We start from the raw sequence: 16,822 nt of genomic DNA, 5'->3' as shown, positions 1-16,822 counted from the left end.
AAAATGAGTGAATTATTTCGATTAGCTACCGTAGAAGATGCTGAAGAACTGTTGGATTTAACGCTTCGAGCATATGAGCCGATTCGAAAGCTAGGAATTAAATTTCCTGCTGCGACGGCAACGATTCAACTTGTAAAAGAAAACATTCAAAACAGCCGCTGCTACGTGCTGGAAAGTGATGAAAAAATCGTAGCTACGATTACAGCAAGAACGTATAAAGAAATAACGAACTGGCCTTTCTTATGGTGGTTTGCGGTAGATCCTTTGCTTAAAAAGAAAGGAGTAGGTTCTAAACTCTTAACGTGGGTTGAAGAAACGATTATTCGAGATCAACTGGGGGCTCCTGCTGTTACATTAGCTACTTCTGATCGACACCCATGGCTGATTCCTATGTATGAAAGAAAAGGGTATGAACGCTTTTTTGAAGTCGATCAAGGAGAAGAAGGAAAAGGCGTATTCTTAAGGAAGATCTTACATCCCGAAAGATATGAGTTAGAAAAACACAAGGAGTTACAACAAGCTAATTAATCATTTAAAAGAAAAGAGGAGAAACCATGTCAGTGAAAATTTTATTATGGAATCGAAAAGGTTGTCATCATTGTGAAGAACTAAAAGCATATTTTCATGAAAAAGGCCATCAATATGAAAGTATCGATGTAGAAGGAAAAGATTATTTGCGAGATCTACTTGAAATTAAATACGGTATTCGTCATGTACCGGTCGTTGAAATTGGAGATAAGGGGCAGTTTCAAGGAGTTATTGAAAAAGATTATGAACAAATAGAAAAGTTGATTGAAGACTATTCACCAATCGTTAAATAGCTGCAACATCCATTTTATTAACTCGTTAAAACAATAAATTATTTTGAGACATAGTGAGGGACCAAACACATGAAAAAACTACAGCTGACAGCTATCTTTTTATCACTTCTTTTATTATTAGCCGCTTGCGGAACACCCAATAAAGAAACAGCAGCTAACGCAAGCAAAGACAAAGTGCAAAAAATTATTGTGGGAACGGGTACGCAATTTCCCAACATTTGCTTTCTTGACAATAAAGGAAATCTAACGGGTTATGACGTAGAGCTTGTTAAAGAAATAGACAAACGTCTTCCAAACTACAAGTTTGAATTCAAAACGATGGATTTTTCTAATTTACTTTTGAGCTTGGAATCCAACAAAATTGATTTAGTCGCCCATCAGATGGAAGTGAATGAAGAAAGAAAACAAAAGTTCCTGTTTAATAAAGAACCTTATAATATCTTTCCGCTACATGTAGTTGTAAATGAAAAAAATACGTCAATTAAATCAATTAAAGATTTGAGCGGTAAAAAGGTAATTGTAGGAGCAACGAGTAACTCTGCTAACTTAATCGATAAGTATAACAAAGAACATGGAAATAAAATTGATATCGTTTATTCAGGTCAAGGATCTGATGATACAAAAACGCAGCTAAAAACAGGACGTGCGGACGCTACAATTAGTACGCCGTTTGCAGTTGACTTTGTCAATAAGCAAGCGGACGCAGAGCAAAAAGTTGTGGGACCTGCTATTTCAAATTCAAAAGTATATTTTATGCTTCGAAAAAATGAAACAGGTTTACAAAAAGATGTTGATAAAGCGCTAAAAGAAATAAAAGAAGACGGAACATTGACAAAATTAAGCAAAAAATGGCTAGGAGAAGATTATACAAAAGCAGCTGGAAATAACTAAATCACTTACTGTGACCCAAGCCTTGAACTTGGGTCCTTTCGCTACCTGTAGAGGGAAACAAAGGAGAGAAAAAGATGGGAAAAGCATTTGATATAGAGCTGATTTTCACCTCTATTCCTCAATTATTATCTTATTTGCATATTACAATTTGGATTTTGGTTGCTTCACTTTTGATTGGCAGTACCTTGGGATTGTTTATTGCCCTGCCTCGTATTTATAAAGTACCGGTGTTAAGTCAATTAGCAGCAGTTTATATTTCTTTTATGAGGGGGACGCCTATTTTAATTCAATTATTTTTAGTTTTTTACGGGGTACCTGCCCTCTTACAATTGATTCATATTGACGTTTCTAGAATGGCTCCGCTCGTATTTGTGATTATCACATATTCACTGAGCACGGCGGCGTCTTTTTCTGAAATGATGCGCGGTGCCATTAATAGTGTAGATAAAGGGCAAACTGAAGCAGCGTATAGTGTAGGAATGACCGGAAAACAAACGTTCACTCGAATTTTGCTGCCGCAAGCTCTCGTTGTAGCATTTCCTAACTTTGGAAACCTTGTGATTGGTTCCTTAAAAGATACGTCTTTAGCCTTTACCATTGGTGTCATGGATATGATGGGAAGAGGAGATACCATTATCGCAGCAACGGCTCATGCAGTTGAAGTATATATTGCACTTGCCATTATTTATTATTTGGTAGCCATTATATTAGAGAAATTTTTTATGAAATCCGAACAGAAGCTGCAAAAACACGATCAGCCTGTTCATGTATAAAACGAGCTTACTAAAAGAGGTGTAAACATGATTATTGACGTACCGTTTATATGGACAGCATTTGTAGAAATTTTGAAGGCATTACCTTTAACACTCCTTATTACCATCGGTCCATTACTAGGCGGATTGCTTATTGGTATTGCTGTTGCGGCTGTGAGAATTAATTCAGTAAAAATAATAACGCCTATTGCCAACGTATACGTATCATTTTTTCGAGGAACGCCTGCCATTCTTCATATTATGGTTATTTACCTAGGGTTCCCGCTATTGATTAATAAACTATCAAGCTACTATGGATGGGGCTTCAATGCAAACAGCATTCCTATTGTCGTATTTGTATTAATCGCTTTGTCTTTTACAGCGGGGGCTTATATGTCAGAGATCATTCGCTCTGGTTTGTTAGCGGTAGAAAAAGGACAAATTGAGGCTGCGTATTCCATTGGAATGAATCGTTTTCAATCGATGAAACGAATTGTTTTCCCTCAGGCGTTTGCTTTATCTTTACCAAATTTATGCAATATCTTCATCGGCTTTTTGCATACGTCTTCTATCGCATTCATCGTCTCACAAAAAGAGTTAAACGGTGCAGCTAATATCGTAGCTTCAAATAATCTTAAGTTTTTAGAAGCCTATATTGCTGCTGCCCTTATTTATTGGATGCTGACGATGTTAATAGAAGGAATAACAGCGCTGCTTGAACGAAAATTAACGGTTTATAATCGAGGAGGGATTGTATGATTACATTAACAAATATTAAAAAAACATTTGGTCAACATACAGTATTGGACGGTATTGATTTAATTGTTAAAAAAGGGGACGTTGTGACCATTTTAGGGCCGAGTGGCTCTGGAAAGACTACGTTTTTACGCTGCATTAATTTCTTAGAAAAAGCAGATGAAGGAGAAGTTTCAATCGATCAATTTACGGTTCAGTGCCAAAAGCCAAACCGCAAAGATATTTTAACTCTTCGACAAAAAACAACGATGGTTTTTCAGCAATACAATTTGTTTAAACACAAAACCGTTATTGAAAATATTATGGAGGGGCTAGTTATTGTTCAAAAGCTGCCAAAGGAAGAAGCAAAACAACGAAGTTTAGACGTCCTTGAAAAAGTTGGGCTTGCTGAAAAAGCAAATGCGTACCCAAGTCAGTTATCAGGAGGTCAACAGCAGCGAGTGGGTATCGCTAGAGCGCTTGCTTTAAATCCTGAAGTCATTTTATTTGATGAGCCAACGTCTGCTTTGGACCCTGAACTGGTGGGTGAAGTACTGTCTGTTATTCGTAAAATTGCTGAAGAAGGAATTACGATGATTATTGTTACGCACGAAATGAGTTTTGCCCGTGAAGTCTCTAATCACGTGGTGTTTATGGACGGAGGAAAGATTGTCGAACAAGGTCATCCTGAAGAAATATTTTTAAATCCAAAAGAAGATCGAACAAAGCAATTTTTCAAGCGTATTAACCCAACGCATTCGCCTTACTCTTATGTTTATGAAAAAACAATCTAATATTTTAATTTAAAACCAACTTGACTCATAGGAATAATAAGTATATGATAAAATCATCAAATTAAACAAACCGACTAGATCACTAGAGGTTCTTTGCACAATGTCACGCATTGTGCAAAGAACCTTTTATTTTTTACTAGACTTAAGGGAAGAAGGGTGAACGTAGTGAATCGAGGAGCATTAAAAGCTAAAACAAGCAAAAAACTTATTATAAAAGGCCAGGTTGTACCTGGAAGGCAGCAAGGAAGACATTTGGGTTTTCCGACAGCTAATATAGATACTCAGCATGAGGAATTAAAAAATGGCGTGTATGGTGTCCTCGTTCATCTGCGGGGACTTGAACATATAGGAGTTATGAATGTAGGCGTTAAGCCGACATTTGGATCGGAACTATCTAAAACATTTGAGGTTCATATTTTGGATTTTAACGACGTTATTTATGGAGAGACAGTTCAATGCGACGTTATCTTTCGGGTGCGAGGTGAGAAAAAGTTCCCTTCCATTGAGTTTTTAAAACATCAAATTAAAGCCGATACACTACAAGTTAAGCAAAGATTTCAACATATGGGCTATGTATCTAGTGAACATACAGCTTCCAAGCTAGGGCAAGCGAGATATTTAAATCTGCCTGATCTACAGTTTTTTAATTGGTGCCACAGCCAATTCAGAGTCAATAAAGGGATTTACAATACAATTGATCAATGGTTTTATGACGAAGGAATTGAAAATATTCACCCTAGAAGAGTTCACGTTATCGCTTTTTTGCAATTTGCACAGGAAGGAAATGAAAGAAAGACAGAAAAAGAAGGAGTCCTTCGCTTTGGAGCAGGCGGTTTGACCAATCAACTACGAGAATTTATGAATGGATATGAAAAAGGAGAATGGTAATATGACAATAAAAAGACAATTAAAGCTAGGGGCTATTATTCATGGAGTGGGAGGAAACATGGGGGCATGGAGACACCCTGAAATTTTGTCAGATGCCAGCGTTAATTTCGGTTTTTACAAGCAGCAGGCTCAAAAAGCGGAAGAAGGAAAATTTGATTTAGTGTTCATTGCCGATGGGTTATATATTAATGAAAAATCGCTTCCGCATTTTTTGAATCGTTTTGAACCTCTCACTATTCTATCAGCACTTGCTTCTGTCACTTCTCATATTGGTTTAGTTGGCACTCTATCGACTTCGTATAGCGAGCCGTTTACGGTGGCTAGACAATTTGCTTCACTTGATCATATTAGCAGCGGCCGAGCGGGATGGAATGTTGTAACATCTCCATTGGAAGGATCTGCGCTTAACTATGGAAAAGAGCACCCCACTCATGATAAACGCTATAGAATAGCTGAAGAGTTTCTAGAAGTAACGAAGGGATTATGGGATTCTTGGGAAGATGATGCATTTATTCGAAATAAAGAAACCGGACAATTTTTTGAAGAGAAAAAGCTGCATCGCTTGCACCACAAAGGGGAATTTTTTTCTGTAGAAGGTCCGTTAAACATTGGCCGCTCAGCTCAGGGGCAGCCCGTAGTGTTTCAAGCAGGCTCCTCTGAAAGCGGAAAAGATTTAGCAGCGAAAACGGCTGACGCAGTGTTTACGGGACAAGATAATTTAGAAGAAGCGAAAGCTTTTTACCAAGATGTAAAATCAAGAGCCGTAGCGCAAGGACGCAATGAAAACGAACTTTTAATTTTCCCGGGAATAGGTCCTATCATTGGCAGTACAACCGAAGAAGCCGAAAGAAAATATGAAGAACTTGCTCAATTGGTAACAATTGAACATGCGCTCAACTATTTAGGACGTTTTTTCGATCATTTTGATTTTTCACAGTTTCCATTAGATGAGGCGTTTCCTGATTTAGGGGATATCGGAAGTAATAGTTTCCGCAGTACAACTGATAAAATCAAAGAAAACGCTAAAAAACATAAGTGGACACTGCGAGAAGTGGCGCTGCGAATTGCTACACCTAAAACACAATTTATTGGGACGCCAGAGCATATCGCTAATTTGATGCAACAGTGGTTTGAAGAAAAAGGAGCTGACGGCTTTATTATTCATTCAAGCGTTCCGCATGGCTTAGATGACTTTGTTGAACACGTCGTACCGATACTGCAAGAAAGAGGCCTGTATCGTACAGAATACGAAGGGAGTACGTTAAGAAGTAACTTGCAATTGAATGTTCCTAAAAATCGTTACACACAGGTGAAAGTTAACTGAAGTGGATTAAAAGAGACTCGAAGGAGTCTCTTTTTTAATATTTTTAATATTAAAAATATGGTAAAATTATTTTTGTAGGTTATTCGTTTCAGTTCATAAGGCCTAAAGGGTTTTGAATACCCGGAAAGGAGTCAAATGGAAAAAAGACATAAAAGTAAGAAGAAGCGTATGATTATGTGGATATCTTTATCCGTTCTTTTAGTCGGGGGAGGAGCGACAGGATGGATATTGTACCAAAACGGAAAAATTCCTTTTTTATCACAGCAAAGTATAAAGGCAAGTGCCATTAAAGTGAATCAACAAAAAGTTGATAAGCTGGAAAGCAACGATCAGCAGGCAAAAGATTTTATAGCTGAACATCATGACGTACTAAATGATTTGACGGGGTGGAGTGCCATTGAGCACCCAGACTGGCCTGCCGTACAAGAAGAAGCGGCAGCCATTAAAAATACCATTGGCACGATTGAAGTAAAAGATTCTGTTTTAAAGAAAGACTTTCAGCATATGGAGAAGCTTACTGGACAGCTAGAGCAGACGAAAGATCAAGCACTGTTAAAAGAACTTCATCGTTATTTTCATGACTTAGATGTTGTGATCAATGAAGACGATGGATCAAATACATATTTTAATGTTACCAGCTATGGTAAATCAGTTGTAAAGACTTCTAAATGAGCTATAGCAAAAAGCTTTATACATAAAAGTAGTTTTGTATAACAAACGTCTTCGCTTATTCATGCATATGCTACGGATAAGGAGGAGACAGGTTATATGAAAAAAATTTATTTAGATGCAGGTCACGGAGGGGCAGATCTAGGAGCTGTAGCCAGCGGGTTATATGAAAAAGACGTAGTGTTAGCTGTTCAACAGTACATCATCTCTTTTCTTTCTACTCACTATCAAGGATTTTCTCTTTGGACAACGCGTACAACCGATGTGTTTTTGTCATTAAATGAACGGGTCAACAAAGCCAATGTGTGGGGGGCAGATGTATACTTATCTATTCATATAAATTCAGGTGGCGAAACGGGATATGAAGATTTTATTTATAGCAAAAATATAAATAACCAAACCATTGTGTTACGAAACGATATTCACGATCATGTGAAATTTGTTCTCGCTAAATACAATCACTCTAACCGAGGCAGGAAATTAGCTAATTATAGTGTGTTAAGGCGTTCATATATGCCGTCTGTATTAACTGAAATTGGGTTTATTGATACAGAACACGATGCAAAGCTCTTAAAAAATCCTCAATTTCTAAAAGATATGGGGGTGGCATATGCAAAAGGGATTGCGCAGTTTTTAAACTTGGAGCCTAAATCTACAAATTCTGTGGGAGATCCTGACGAGGAAGGGTTTCTAAAGCCTACTTTTTTATATAAACCTTTATGGATAAAAACAACTGAGGATAAGGAGACGTATAAGTATACCAATATGTCAGAGAGAACAGGTTATTTAAAAAAGAATACCCTCTTTCAAGTTGATAGTGAAACGCATGCAGCCTGGATAATTGATGGAGAACATTTTATTGAAAAAAAAGATACAATCATTGAAGGAGAAACTATCACAACTGCGGAATTAACAAAAGAGAATATGGAAACATTAAAAGTGTTTGTGACGAAAGAAAAGTTAGAAACAGCGGTAACCTTTTCTGAAGAAGGAGCTGCGGTAGCCATCTTTACACTTCACGATAAAAAAATATTGAATGTAAAAGCATTTTTAGATAGAGAAAAATGGTGGTACAAAGCTGAACGGATAAAAACATCGTGAAGAAACCTGCTTGTTTTTTTGAAGCTTTCACCCTAGTAATTTTACTTATTTTTGATAGAATATAAAGAGCTGAATCGTAAAGATGCATAAAGGTGTGATGGAAATGGAAGAGCAACAAGAAGCGATTGATTTAACAAAAGTATATGTATATGAGGAGTTTCCGGATAAAGTTGCAGGCAGATGCGATAACTGTGGACATGTGAAATTTAAAAGCTTAGTAAAAGACTTTATTTTTATCCGTACATGCGCAAAGTGCGGCATGAAAAAAAGTATTTAAATCCCTACTTCTTTATAAAAAACGCTCTTTTCTAAAATGAAAAGAGCGTTTTTTCTCTATTTAACGTATAAATGATCGCTAAGCTGCTCTGAAATAGTTTCTACATCTTCTTGCACATGTTTTTGTTTTTTCATCATTTCTAACAGGATTTGTTCAAGGTTCTGTGAATGATTTTGCTTATCTTTTGGTTTATGTAAATACTTTGCGATTTGATGCATATTATTGCTTAGCCGGCTTAGCTCAGACTCAATTTTTCGCAGGTTAACTAATAGTTCCACACCTGCTTCTTTGCCGATTAAAGGCGGCTTAACTTTTCCGTCCATAATAAATTTTCGAATGAGAGACGTTCGTTTTAAATTATAGTGTTCAATAAGTTCCTCTAATTTTTCTTTTTCTTCTTCATTCAACTTAATTGCTGGAATGCTGTGTCCTCTCATAAGGTATCTCCTTTCAAGAGCAGTTCTTGCTGCGTTCAATCATATGTAAACATTCTCTTGTCTTTAATAATAGCAACCTTTTCCATGGTTAACTATGGTGAAAAGTTACTAAAATGTCGAACGCACAGTCTGTTAAAAAACTGGTAAATTAAGAAATTTGGTTTAGTAATAGTTGAATTATAGAAGTAATGTCATTATCTACAATATTGCTGCTTTATTAAAAAGGCAGCCAAAGGGATGAATATACCGCCTTTGTACTCACCATTTTTGAAAGCGCAGTTTTAAAGAAGAGGGATGGTTTTTATCGTTTTTTCCTCCTACCACATCTTTCCTCCTAGTAACTCTGTCGAATCTTCTAGACTATTGTCTCAAGGGAATAGAAAGAAAGAAGACGAAATGGTTGAGAACGAGGTAAAGTCATATTATGTCTTTATTTACCTCATTTACATACTTTACGGGGGAGGAATACGTTTGAAACTAAAAAAACGATTAAAACTAAACAAGATAGGGGCAGCCATGCTTGCGGCTGGGGTTATATGTACAGGTTATACGCCTATTCATATGCTACAAGCGCCTCTAGTCGCTCAGGCTGCAGAGAATCAGTCGGACTCTTTGGAGCTAGCATTTGCACAAGCATCTAAAGAATTTGGTGTGCCAGCTTCGCTTTTAAAAGCAATTTCCTACAACAAGTCGCGCTGGGAAAGTCATAATGGGAAACCTAGCGCAGCCGGGGGATACGGCCTCATGCATTTAACAGACATCCCTTTTTTAGAAGATGGAAAAGGAAACGGAACTGCGTCTTCACAACCAGCATATGACAAACAGCAAACGCTCTCCTTAGCTGCTAAGCTGCTTAAGTCAGATAAAGAAAGATTAAAAAATGACCCTGTGCAAAATATTCGTGGTGGCGCTGCTGTACTAGCTTTTATTGCAAAAGACAAAAATGGAAACGTACCGTCTACTGATCAGAAATGGTACGACGCAGTCGCCGCTTACAGTTCTTCTCAAGATAAAGAAAACGCTCAAGTATTTGCCGATGATGTATATGAAACGCTGGAAAAAGGGGCAGAGCGTACAACATCAGATGGACAGCATCTTAAAATTTCTCCTCAACATATAGATATGTCGATTCCTCGTGCTGAAAATTCCAATACGAATAAAGCGGATTGTCCGGCATCTTTAAAATGTGAATACATTCCTGCTTTTTACGGGAAATTCAGCGAAAGTCCTTCAGATTACGGAAACTATGATATTGCAAATCGTCAAAAATCAGATGTTCGCTATATTGTTATTCACGATACAGAAGTAAGTTATGACGGAACCATTGATTTGTTTGCTAACCCTAACAGAGCAGCTGCAAACTATGTCATACGTTCAAGTGATGGACACATTGCACAGATGATTGATAACAAAGATGTAGCATGGCATGCAGGAAACTGGTATTTTAATACGCACAGTATTGGAATCGAACATGAAGGGTTCGCCCTTGAAGGATCCACGTGGTTTACAGAAGAAATGTACCGTTCTTCAGCAAGACTCGTACGCCACCTTGCCAAAGAATATCATATTCCATTAGACCGAGCTCATATTATCGGTCATGACGAGGTACCGGGTTTGTCTCCTAAGGCTCAATCAGGTATGCATTCGGATCCCGGGCCGTTTTGGGATTGGGGGCACTATATGGATTTAGTAGGAAGCCCAGTCGAGCGCCAGCATACAAGCAAACTAGCCGTTACAATTAATCCCGTCTTTGAAAACAATCAGCCAGAGGTATCAGATGCACCAAAGCAGCCGGCCAACTTTGTGTATTTGCATCAAGCTCCTAGCAATGATTCACCGCTACTGAATGAGCCTGCAGCTTCAGGGCCAGGAACGAAACAAACGTTAGACTGGGGAAGCAAAGCTGTAACGGGCCAAACGTACGCAGTGGCTGAGACAAAAGGAGAATGGACAGCGATTTGGTACGGAGGACAAAAAGCGTGGTTTTATAATCCACATAATCAAAATACGAGTAAAGGTACGGGCATATTATTAACGCCAAAAGCAGGAAAAGAAAGCATTCAAGTGTACGGAGGAGCTTTCCCGGAAGCTTCAGCCTATCCTTCTGATATCCCGGTTAAAGACATGGTCCCACTTCAGTATACAATCTCTCCGGATCAGGTGTACGTAGGGGGAGAAAAAGTAAAGAGTGACTATTACTATGCACCCACTTTTACAACAAATCCAAACGATCACAAAATGATTGTGGGAAAAGATGAATATTATCAAATTTATTTTAATCACCGCTATGCGTTTGTGAAAGCTTCGGATGTAGAGATTAAAAAACAATAGAATAGAGTGTTAAAAGAAAGGAAGAGACAGGGTGTATAAAGGGTTTGTCTCTTCCTTTTAATAAAATGTTATGAAAAATTCAGAATTTTATTGACAGTATTGCCTTATAGTGATTTAATAAGATTATTCAACTGGTAATTACATCATTATGAGTTGTAAGTGTAAATAAAATTTATTTTTTAATTCATTTGTCTTACAATGGAGAAAAGAAATAAATTTTAGAAGAGGTGCATTGTGATAGACAATACAAATAAAATAGTGGTAGAAAAAAATAGACCTTTGCCTCTATACTTTCAGCTGAAAGAAGTACTTAAAGAAAAAATTGAAAAAGGAATTTATAAGCCGGATGAATTGATTCCTTCTGAACGAGAACTAATTGATACTTATGGGATAAGTAGAACACCTGTAAGGCAGGCTTTAAATGAACTAGTGGCTGAAGGTTTTTTGAGAAGAGAGCACGGTAGAGGAACCTTCGTTGCACCAAAGAAGATTGACCAAATGTTTTTGGAAAGTTTGAGTAGTTTTGGAGATGAAATGGAGCGTAAAGGACTTTCCTTTGAAACAAAAGTGTTAAATAAAGAGATTGTTGAAAAAACGTCCACTCTTCAAGAGATCTTTGGAGATAAATATCAGTTTTTTTACCGAATTGATCGACTAAGGTATATTGAGGAAGATCCATACGTCCTTGTAACGACCTATATTCCAGCATCTCTTGCATCGGGTCTGCTTGATGAAGATTTAGAGGTTCAGTCTTTGTACAAGACGCTTGAATTAAAATATGGATTTCATATCAGTCATGCTAAGCGTGTAATAGAGGCTGTTAATGCTACGAGTGAGGACGCTGGCGCTTTAAATATTCCTCCGATGTCTGCTGTTCAAATTACAAAAACAACGGCTTTTCAAAAAGATTCTCAGCCTTTTGAGTATTCTATAGGGCGTTACCGTGGAGATTTAAACAAGTTTACAGTAGAGGTAAAATACGAAAGAATATAAGAAAGCTGAACGAGTTTTTTAACTTGTTCATTTCTCTGCACTAACTGGTAATTACGTCATTACAAGATGAAAGATTTAGTCTATGAGCTATTGAAGGAGGGATGGGTATGAGTAATGGGTATATTATTGCTCATGATATCGGAACAACGGGAAATAAAGCAACTTTATACAAGGCTGACGGAACGTTGGTTAATAGTACGCTCTATAAATATAAAACCTTCTATCCTAAAGCTGGATGGGCTGAACAAAATCCATCAGACTGGTGGGAAGCCGTTTGTGAAACAACAAAAATTTTGCTTGAGCAAAGTGGAGTGAAACGCGAAGAAATTTCTGCTGTGAGTTTCAGCGGGCAAATGCTCGGCTGCTTGCTTGTAGATCGAGATGGAACTCCTCTTGGTAATTCCATTATATGGGCAGATATGCGGGCGGGCGATCAGGCTCGGCGGTTTGAGAATGAAATAGGTATGAAAAATGTTTATGAAATCACAGGACACCGCATTAGCTCATCATATTCTGGAGCAAAGATTAAATGGGTCAAGGAAAATGAGCCGGAACGCTTTAAAAAAGCATATAAAATCTTACAAGCGAAAGATTACCTTGTGTATAAACTAACAGGTATATTTGCAACCGATTATTCAGATGCATGCGGAACTAACTGTTTTGATTTAGTAAATAAAGTATGGTCTCGTGACATTTTAAATACATGGAGAATTGAGCCGGAGCTTTTTCCAGATTTGTATGCTTCTACTGATGTAGTAGGATCAGTAACAGCTAAGGCATCAGACGAAACAGGCTTACTTCAAGGAACTCCTGTGGTAATAGGGGGAGGTGATGGAGTGTGTGCAGCTGCCGGCGTGGGCGTTATGGATGAAGGAGAAGCTTTTAATTACATTGGCTCTTCTTCATGGATTGCAACGGCATCAAACAAGCCTATTTTTGACCCTGAAATGAAAACGTATACATGGGTTCACCTTGATTCTACTAAATATTCCCCTAATGGAACAATGCAGTGCGGTGGGGGATCTATGCAATGGATCACAGAGTTACTTTATCAAAATTCCAACAAAAGCTATGAACTTATGAATAGTGAAGCCGAGCAATCGCCCCCTACGTCAAAAGGGCTAATTTATTTACCTTACTTAATGGGAGAACGCTCACCCAGATGGAATCCGGATGCTAGGGGAGCTTTTGCTGGTTTGTCCATTACTCACACAAGAGGAGACATTGCTCGTTCCGTCATGGAAGGAGTGGCATATAACTTAAAAATTGTACTTGATACTTTTCAAAAAGAAGGAGCACCAATTGACCGGATGTGGGTATTAGGCGGCGGAGCAAAAAGCACTTTATGGCGTCAAATTCTAGCAGATATTTACGGGCTTGATGTGTATGTGCCTAACTATTTAGATGAAGCAACATCTATGGGGGCAGCGATGGCTGGAGCCGTTGGAGTAGGGATAGTAGATAATTTTAAAGAGGCTAAAAAATGGGTGAAGAGAGTAGGTATTCACCATCCTCAGCCAGATATTCAAGAACAGTATCAAGAGTTTTTTTCGGTATTTAATGAAACGTATGAACAGCTAAAACCAGTTTACCAAAAGCTAAAAGTTTTTAATTAAAAATAGAGGAGATGCATGATAAATGAGTACATTATTTCAACCTTTTGCTACACAATTAGATTTTGAAACAGGTAAATTAAACCCAGAAGGAAAAGTCATTATTCGACATTTATCGGATATGGAAGGCATGTACTTAGACGAGGGAGAATTTGAAAATCAACTTAAGAACAACCCGCTTATTTACGAGGTTTATAACGTAGTAGTTCCAGAGACAATGCCTCACATTCAGCATTGCGTAACTATTTTGCATCCAGGAAAAGTAGGAAAAGAGTATTTTATGACCAAGGGACATTATCACGAAGTATTAGATAGAGCTGAAATTTATTTTTGCCTTAAAGGAAAAGGGGAGCTGCTAATGCAAACAAAAGACGGAGAGTTTTCTAGCCTAGAAATGGTGCCGGGAACAGTGGCATATGTGGCACCAGAATGGGCTCATCGCACTGTTAATACGGGGGAAGAACCTTTTGTATTTTTTGCAGCTTACCCGGGAGATGCAGGCCATGATTACGGAGGTATTGAAACAGAAGGATTTGTAAAGGCGTTAGTTGAACAAAATGACAAGCCAACATATATTGAAAACCCTCGCTATATACAAGCGGTAAAATAACAAAAAAGGAGAAAACCACATGCTTAAAGTATTAATTACCCCTCGGTCATATGGGATGTTTACAGAAGACATTATGAATAAATGGCGCGAAGAGGGGTTTGAGGTGATAAGAGAGGTCGGCCCTATTTCTGAGTCCAGGTTTATAGAGCTCATACAAAATGTACAAGCCTTAATCATAGGAACTGACCATCTTAGCAAAGAAGTTTTAAACCACGCTTCGGAGCTTAAAATTATAGCAAAATATGGAGCAGGTACTGATAATATTCCTAAAGAATATGCAACCCAAAAAGGAATTGTGGTCGTGAATACTCCCGGTGTGAATCATGAAGCTGTTGCAGACTACGCGTTTGGTTTAATGCTGTCTGTAGCCAGACAAATTTCACTATCTTCTCAAAGGCTCAGAAAAGGGCAGTGGACAAAAAACGTAGGTGTTGAACTTTATGGGAAAACGCTAGGGATTCTAGGGTTCGGTGCAATAGGAAAAGCTGTTGCCCGCCGTGCTAAAGGATTTCAAATGAACATCCTCGTTTATGACGTTTTTCAAGATGAGCAGGCAGCTGCTGAATATGGTGCAACCTACGTCCACATAAATGAATTGTTAACAAAAAGCGATGTTGTATCTGTTCATATGCCTCTCGTGCCTGAAACAACAAACCTTCTAAACTATCAAATGATGAAGAAGATGAAGAAAGAGGCAATTCTCATTAATACCGCAAGAGGCGGAATCATAAATGAAACCGATCTTTTTCATATTTTAAAAGAAGAAAAAATACTAGGAGCGGGCATTGATGTATTTTCCGTTGAGCCGCCTACAGATTCTCCTTTGCTAGAGTTAGATAATGCTGTTTTAACCCCTCATAATGCAGCGGCCAGTAAAGAGGCAATCGAGCGTATGACATTACAGTCAACGCATAGCGTCATTAAATTTTTTCAGCAAGGAATTTCAAAAGGGCAAGGAGGAAACCAGCATGTCACGCAAACGTGAAGTTATGAATGGTATTTGTAAAAGTAGTGTTGTGGCAGTTTTACGAGGTACAGAAGCGGAAGTGTTAACGACAGCTAGAGCTGCAATTGATGGCGGAATACAGGCAATCGAACTAACGATGACGGTTCCAAATGCAATTGACATATTACGTCAATTAAAAAGTGAATGTGCCTCTCAGTCCGTTTACATAGGAATGGGTACCGTCATGGACGTTCATTCGGCGGTTAGTGCCCTTCAAGCAGGAGCAGATTTTGTTGTGACTCCTCACTTGGACATGGACATTATTGCGGTAAGCCATCAATATCAAGCTCTTGTTATGCCCGGAACTTTTACAATGACAGAAATGGTTACTGCGCTTAAAGCAGGGTGCGAAATTCTTAAATTATTCCCAGCAGACTTAGCAGGAACGGCTCATATTAAAAATGTAAAAGGGCCTTTGCCTCAAGCTAATATTATGCCTACTGGAGGCGTTAATGAAACAAATATTGAGCACTGGATTCAAGCGGGAGCAATCGCTGTAGGGGTAGGGTCTAATTTAACAAAAGCAGGTGGGGATTCGCTTGACTCCCAAAAAATTCGTGAATATGCCTCTTTGTTGATACGTAAAGCGCAGCAGGCTAAATTGACGCTTAGCGGTATTAGATAATGAAAAATTCAAGTCGTATACAAACTGTTTTAGGCCTTGTGGATTCAAACGAAATCGTACATGTTCAGCCGCATGAGCACCTTATGCTTGAAAAAGGTCATGCAGCGAGTACTAATTCAGATTTATGCATTGATAATGTCGATGTTACAGTAAGTGAAGTAAAGAAACTGTCTGCGCGCTCTCTTGTAGTGGACGCACAGCCGATCGGCGCGGGGCGCATGGCAATGGACCTGATACGAGTCTCCAAGCGAACAGATGTTCATATTGTTGCTTCAACAGGGTTCCATAAATCCATGTTCTATTGGCGAGATCATTGGATCCATAATGAATCAGCAGAGGTCCTTACAGCGCTTTTTGTTTCTGAAATTCAAAAAGGAATGTATGTAGGTAATGGAATAGAGAGGCCCACTAAAAAAGTTAATGCAAAGGCAGGGCTAATTAAAACAGCCGTCGATAAAAAGGGGTTAACTCCCTATTATCAAATGAAGTTTGAGGCAGCTGCCGAAGCGTCACTTTTAACAAACGTCCCTATTATGGTTCATATTGAAAAAGAATCCGATCCGTTTGAAATTATTCAATTTTTGACGGATAAACAGGTAGCAGCTAAAAAAATAATTCTTTGTCATCTCGATCGTACTCATCATGACTACGGATTGCATAAAGAAGTAGCGGCAACGGGTGTCTACCTTGAGTACGATACGATTGGACGGTTTAAATATCACAGCGATGATAAAGAAATTGAGTTAATTCACCACATGTTGAATAGCGGCTTTCAAGAATCTCTTTTAATTAGCCTGGATACAACTAGAGCGAGGCTGCAAGCATATGGGGGAGAAATAGGAATTGATTACTTAACTAAAACCTTTATTCCAAAGTTGAAAGTAAGTGGGATTTCAGATAAAACCATTAGTACCTTAGTTCTGGATAATCCGCTCGCAGCTTTAAGCGTTTAGAA

19 protein-coding genes are annotated in these 16,822 nt (G+C 38.3%); 18 read left to right on the top strand and 1 reads right to left on the bottom strand.

All coding sequences use genetic code 11. The features are described from left to right. The first annotated feature begins 3 nt into the window (after positions 1-3). The 11 genes from ACRPLQ_RS16505 (at position 4) to ACRPLQ_RS16455 (ending at position 8,252) form a co-directional block, all read left to right on the top strand. On the top strand, positions 4-528 hold the full coding sequence (locus tag ACRPLQ_RS16505) for a GNAT family N-acetyltransferase (protein ID WP_165635947.1): 525 nt from the start codon (positions 4-6) through the stop codon (positions 526-528). Positions 529-554: 26 nt separating this feature from the next. After that, positions 555-821, top strand: a complete 267-nt coding sequence (locus ACRPLQ_RS16500) for a glutaredoxin family protein (RefSeq protein ID WP_165635948.1) — start codon at positions 555-557, stop codon at positions 819-821. A gap of 69 nt (positions 822-890) precedes the next feature. Further along, positions 891-1,712 (top strand): amino acid ABC transporter substrate-binding protein, encoded by an 822-nt coding sequence (locus ACRPLQ_RS16495; protein WP_033578803.1) that lies wholly within the window; start codon positions 891-893, stop codon positions 1,710-1,712. Between the two features lie 74 nt (positions 1,713-1,786). Then, positions 1,787-2,485: an amino acid ABC transporter permease gene (locus ACRPLQ_RS16490; RefSeq protein ID WP_155010188.1), complete on the top strand. Its 699-nt coding sequence runs from the start codon at positions 1,787-1,789 to the stop codon at positions 2,483-2,485. 27 nt (positions 2,486-2,512) lie between these two features. Next, positions 2,513-3,223, top strand: coding sequence for an amino acid ABC transporter permease (locus ACRPLQ_RS16485; RefSeq protein ID WP_155010187.1), 711 nt, complete (start codon positions 2,513-2,515; stop codon positions 3,221-3,223). Further along, positions 3,220-3,993, top strand: coding sequence for an amino acid ABC transporter ATP-binding protein (locus ACRPLQ_RS16480; protein ID WP_034265635.1), 774 nt, complete (start codon positions 3,220-3,222; stop codon positions 3,991-3,993). The genes ACRPLQ_RS16485 and ACRPLQ_RS16480 overlap by 4 nt, the downstream gene beginning before the upstream one ends. A 165-nt stretch (positions 3,994-4,158) precedes the next feature. After that, positions 4,159-4,881 carry a riboflavin kinase gene (locus tag ACRPLQ_RS16475; RefSeq protein ID WP_047751101.1) on the top strand — a complete coding sequence of 241 codons (723 nt, stop codon included), beginning with the start codon at positions 4,159-4,161 and terminating at the stop codon, positions 4,879-4,881. Between the two features lies 1 nt (position 4,882). Then, the gene (locus ACRPLQ_RS16470) at positions 4,883-6,205 is read left to right on the top strand and encodes an LLM class flavin-dependent oxidoreductase (protein WP_033578807.1); all 1,323 of its coding nucleotides are present in this window, start codon (positions 4,883-4,885) and stop codon (positions 6,203-6,205) included. A gap of 168 nt (positions 6,206-6,373) precedes the next feature. Further along, a complete protein-coding gene (locus ACRPLQ_RS16465) occupies positions 6,374-6,877 on the top strand; it encodes a hypothetical protein (protein WP_432236175.1) in 504 nt (167 codons plus the stop codon). Positions 6,878-6,973: 96 nt separating this feature from the next. Further along, entirely contained in the window at positions 6,974-7,975 is a 1,002-nt protein-coding gene (locus tag ACRPLQ_RS16460) for an N-acetylmuramoyl-L-alanine amidase family protein (RefSeq protein ID WP_047751100.1), read from the top strand. A 97-nt stretch (positions 7,976-8,072) separates the two neighbouring features. Continuing rightward, positions 8,073-8,252 (top strand): hypothetical protein, encoded by a 180-nt coding sequence (locus ACRPLQ_RS16455; RefSeq protein WP_025752091.1) that lies wholly within the window; start codon positions 8,073-8,075, stop codon positions 8,250-8,252. 56 nt (positions 8,253-8,308) lie between these two features. Here ACRPLQ_RS16455 and ACRPLQ_RS16450 read toward each other — a convergent pair whose 3' ends face one another. Further along, positions 8,309-8,689, bottom strand: coding sequence for a plasmid mobilization protein (locus ACRPLQ_RS16450; protein ID WP_028413582.1), 381 nt, complete (start codon positions 8,687-8,689; stop codon positions 8,309-8,311). A gap of 471 nt (positions 8,690-9,160) precedes the next feature. On the opposite strand from ACRPLQ_RS16450, the gene ACRPLQ_RS16445 reads away from it, so the two are divergent. The 7 genes from ACRPLQ_RS16445 to ACRPLQ_RS16415 all read left to right on the top strand — a co-directional run bounded on the left by ACRPLQ_RS16445 (position 9,161) and on the right by ACRPLQ_RS16415 (position 16,820). Further along, entirely contained in the window at positions 9,161-11,020 is a 1,860-nt protein-coding gene (locus tag ACRPLQ_RS16445) for an N-acetylmuramoyl-L-alanine amidase (RefSeq protein ID WP_432236174.1), read from the top strand. 234 nt (positions 11,021-11,254) lie between these two features. Further along, positions 11,255-12,013 carry a GntR family transcriptional regulator gene (locus tag ACRPLQ_RS16440; RefSeq protein WP_049164277.1) on the top strand — a complete coding sequence of 253 codons (759 nt, stop codon included), beginning with the start codon at positions 11,255-11,257 and terminating at the stop codon, positions 12,011-12,013. A 107-nt stretch (positions 12,014-12,120) separates the two neighbouring features. Then, the gene (xylB, locus tag ACRPLQ_RS16435; protein ID WP_328141505.1) at positions 12,121-13,629 is read left to right on the top strand and encodes a xylulokinase; all 1,509 of its coding nucleotides are present in this window, start codon (positions 12,121-12,123) and stop codon (positions 13,627-13,629) included. A gap of 22 nt (positions 13,630-13,651) precedes the next feature. After that, positions 13,652-14,236, top strand: coding sequence for a glucose-6-phosphate isomerase family protein (locus ACRPLQ_RS16430; protein WP_033578812.1), 585 nt, complete (start codon positions 13,652-13,654; stop codon positions 14,234-14,236). A 19-nt stretch (positions 14,237-14,255) separates the two neighbouring features. Next, entirely contained in the window at positions 14,256-15,221 is a 966-nt protein-coding gene (locus tag ACRPLQ_RS16425) for a phosphoglycerate dehydrogenase (protein WP_047751097.1), read from the top strand. After that, complete coding sequence (locus ACRPLQ_RS16420) at positions 15,205-15,867, top strand: bifunctional 4-hydroxy-2-oxoglutarate aldolase/2-dehydro-3-deoxy-phosphogluconate aldolase (protein WP_033578814.1); 663 nt, start codon at positions 15,205-15,207, stop codon at positions 15,865-15,867. The genes ACRPLQ_RS16425 and ACRPLQ_RS16420 overlap by 17 nt, the downstream gene beginning before the upstream one ends. After that, positions 15,867-16,820: a phosphotriesterase family protein gene (locus ACRPLQ_RS16415; RefSeq protein ID WP_047751096.1), complete on the top strand. Its 954-nt coding sequence runs from the start codon at positions 15,867-15,869 to the stop codon at positions 16,818-16,820. The genes ACRPLQ_RS16420 and ACRPLQ_RS16415 overlap by 1 nt, the downstream gene beginning before the upstream one ends. Positions 16,821-16,822: the final 2 nt, after the last annotated feature.

The organism is Priestia sp. TRN 1309 (genome assembly GCF_050846875.1).
GTDB lineage: Bacteria > Bacillota > Bacilli > Bacillales > Bacillaceae_H > Priestia > Priestia zanthoxyli.
The sequence above is the reverse complement of the archived record's forward strand: the minus strand, read 5'-3'. Positions and strand labels throughout refer to the sequence as shown.

Bases quoted from the DNA above. Each gene is read 5' to 3' on its own strand.
- ACRPLQ_RS16490 (WP_155010188.1), top strand. From the start codon at position 1,787: ATGGGAAAAGCATTTGATATAGAGCTGATTTTCACCTCTATTCCTCAA.
- ACRPLQ_RS16450 (WP_028413582.1), bottom strand. From the start codon at position 8,689: ATGAGAGGACACAGCATTCCAGCAATTAAGTTGAATGAAGAAGAAAAA.
- ACRPLQ_RS16425 (WP_047751097.1), top strand. From the start codon at position 14,256: ATGCTTAAAGTATTAATTACCCCTCGGTCATATGGGATGTTTACAGAA.
- ACRPLQ_RS16495 (WP_033578803.1), top strand. From the start codon at position 891: ATGAAAAAACTACAGCTGACAGCTATCTTTTTATCACTTCTTTTATTA.
- ACRPLQ_RS16460 (WP_047751100.1), top strand. From the start codon at position 6,974: ATGAAAAAAATTTATTTAGATGCAGGTCACGGAGGGGCAGATCTAGGA.
- ACRPLQ_RS16465 (WP_432236175.1), top strand. From the start codon at position 6,374: ATGATTATGTGGATATCTTTATCCGTTCTTTTAGTCGGGGGAGGAGCG.
- ACRPLQ_RS16505 (WP_165635947.1), top strand. From the start codon at position 4: ATGAGTGAATTATTTCGATTAGCTACCGTAGAAGATGCTGAAGAACTG.
- ACRPLQ_RS16415 (WP_047751096.1), top strand. From the start codon at position 15,867: ATGAAAAATTCAAGTCGTATACAAACTGTTTTAGGCCTTGTGGATTCA.
- ACRPLQ_RS16480 (WP_034265635.1), top strand. From the start codon at position 3,220: ATGATTACATTAACAAATATTAAAAAAACATTTGGTCAACATACAGTA.
- xylB (WP_328141505.1), top strand. From the start codon at position 12,121: ATGAGTAATGGGTATATTATTGCTCATGATATCGGAACAACGGGAAAT.
- ACRPLQ_RS16470 (WP_033578807.1), top strand. From the start codon at position 4,883: ATGACAATAAAAAGACAATTAAAGCTAGGGGCTATTATTCATGGAGTG.
- ACRPLQ_RS16485 (WP_155010187.1), top strand. From the start codon at position 2,513: ATGATTATTGACGTACCGTTTATATGGACAGCATTTGTAGAAATTTTG.
- ACRPLQ_RS16430 (WP_033578812.1), top strand. From the start codon at position 13,652: ATGAGTACATTATTTCAACCTTTTGCTACACAATTAGATTTTGAAACA.
- ACRPLQ_RS16420 (WP_033578814.1), top strand. From the start codon at position 15,205: ATGTCACGCAAACGTGAAGTTATGAATGGTATTTGTAAAAGTAGTGTT.
- ACRPLQ_RS16455 (WP_025752091.1), top strand. From the start codon at position 8,073: ATGGAAATGGAAGAGCAACAAGAAGCGATTGATTTAACAAAAGTATAT.
- ACRPLQ_RS16500 (WP_165635948.1), top strand. From the start codon at position 555: ATGTCAGTGAAAATTTTATTATGGAATCGAAAAGGTTGTCATCATTGT.